Source organism: Brachyspira pilosicoli, assembly GCF_019402445.1.
Lineage (GTDB): Bacteria > Spirochaetota > Brachyspiria > Brachyspirales > Brachyspiraceae > Brachyspira > Brachyspira pilosicoli_B.
In genome coordinates this window covers 1-1,936 of the sequence record NZ_SRZM01000388.1, presented here as the reverse complement: position 1 = coordinate 1,936, position 1,936 = coordinate 1, and the positions used below count along the sequence as shown (strand labels likewise).

2 protein-coding genes are annotated in these 1,936 nt (G+C 26.5%); one reads left to right on the top strand and one right to left on the bottom strand.

Features of this window, described 5'->3' with window-relative positions; translation table 11 throughout:
- Window positions 1-329 precede the first annotated feature (329 nt).
- Complete coding sequence (locus E6A48_RS11140; RefSeq protein ID WP_219710359.1) at window positions 330-845, top strand: YfbM family protein; 516 nt, start codon at window positions 330-332, stop codon at window positions 843-845.
- A 70-nt stretch (window positions 846-915) separates the two neighbouring features.
- On the opposite strand, the gene E6A48_RS11135 is transcribed toward E6A48_RS11140, so the two are convergent.
- Complete coding sequence (locus E6A48_RS11135) at window positions 916-1,770, bottom strand: DUF368 domain-containing protein (protein ID WP_219710356.1); 855 nt, start codon at window positions 1,768-1,770, stop codon at window positions 916-918.
- Window positions 1,771-1,936: the final 166 nt, after the last annotated feature.

Below are 1,936 nucleotides of genomic sequence, written 5' to 3'. Positions count from 1 at the left end.
TGGTCCTATACCAGGAGGTCCAGCATTCTTCGACCATTTCTTTGGCATACATGGAATACTAAATATTATAATTAAAATTCTTATAATTGTTATTTTAGTTTTAGCTATAAAATATATATACGACAAAAATAAAAACAATAAAAAAGAATAGTTACAAAAATATTTTATCTATTATCCGGGTCAAATCTCTGTAGAAGCCTTATTAAAAAATAGACCTCCAAAAACATTATAGTGCATAAAGCCCACTCAATGCCTTTTGGAATACCGTGAAAGATTTGACAATAATTATTTTTCTTATATAATCAAATAATTATTTATTGAGGTGATGTATGGGCTGTCTTGGTGTATTCTTTGCTTTAAGCGATAAAGATTTAAATAAATTATTAAAAACTTCAAGGTTTGAAAGGCCTGATTTTATTTCTGAAGATTTAGAAGAAATATATTTTGAAAAGCATACAAAATATATTTATGAACTCGATAAATCTTGGGACGCTATGCATAGATGTCTTTCTAATGATGGGCTTTTAGTATTCGGTGATGATAATTATCCTCTTGGTTCTATTATAATGGGAGGAGATGTTTTATACGGAAATGGCGATGATGAGGAAGATTATATTATCACATTAAAAAAAGCTGATATAGTGAAAGATATTGCCTCAAAAATAGAAACTATAACAAAAGAAAAGTTCAAAGAAAAATATTTTAAAATAGATGAAAAAGATTATGAATATCCTCTAAGTGATGAAGATTTTGAATATACTTGGGATTATTTTTATAGAAGTATAGAGTTTTGGAAAAATGCTTCAGAAGCTAATAGAGCTGTTATATTTACAGTAGATCAATAAATAATGCAATGATAAAGCATTTCATTTTCATAATATTCATTTATTGTTTAAATGCTTATTATATTATACATTATCTATTATCCGGGTCAAATCTCTGTAAGAGCCTTATTAACAAATAAGCTGCAAAAAACATTATAATGCATAAAGCCCACTCAATGCCTTTTGGAATGCCGGGAAAGACCTGTATAATAGAGCCTAATACAAAACCTGATATTATTAAATAAGAAGATTTCACATAATGCTCCATCCAATATTCAAGTAGTTTTGTGGTAAGTATAACTCCTAAAATACTTCCTATAGCTAATGGAATTAAATATGGAAAATATAAATTATGAACTGCATCAATAGTCTCTTTATATATACCCAAAAGCAAAAACATATATGATACACTTATACCAGGAAGTATCATTGCAATTGCCACAATTAACCCAGCAACTACAAGTATAAAATACATAAATGTTTCACTTCTATTGCCGTTTCCGCTAAAAAAGCTTTCTGGTATCATTGATATTAAATACACTATAGCCGCACCTAATAAAATATATACAATACTTAAAAAATCAAATTTATAGGATTTTGTTTTATTATACACCGTATTAAAGCCACCAAGAGCAGCCCCCATAAAAAAGAAAGAAGATACCATATAATATTTTTCTATTAAGTTTGATAAAGGCTTTGAAATTATCACCATTCCCAAAACAGAACCTACACAAAAAAATATTAAAAACAAAAAGTTTAGTTTATTTTTTGAAATATAGTTTTCATTTTTTGAGAAAGTTAGTATACCGCTTAAAGAAGCTATTAATTTATCGTATATTCCAAGTATCATAGCCATAGTGCCGCCGCTGAAACCAGGTACAAGCATTGAAGCTCCTATTATAAAGCCTTTAATAATTGTGTATATATAATTGCCTATAATTTTCATTATTTTTAATAAACCTCTATAATTTTAAACTACATATTTTTTATACTTTATTTTGGAAAGTGATAATATATTAACAAACAATTTTAATCAAGTATTTTTTTACATTTTTTTTACATTTTTTACAATAAAAACATATATTATTTTATTGTTATTTATAGTATATAAT

What these genes read in the sequence shown, in the direction of transcription:
- E6A48_RS11140 (WP_219710359.1), top strand. Translation starts at nt 330, where the DNA reads ATGGGCTGTCTTGGTGTATTCTTTGCTTTAAGCGATAAAGATTTAAAT.
- E6A48_RS11135 (WP_219710356.1), bottom strand. Translation starts at nt 1,770, where the DNA reads ATGAAAATTATAGGCAATTATATATACACAATTATTAAAGGCTTTATA.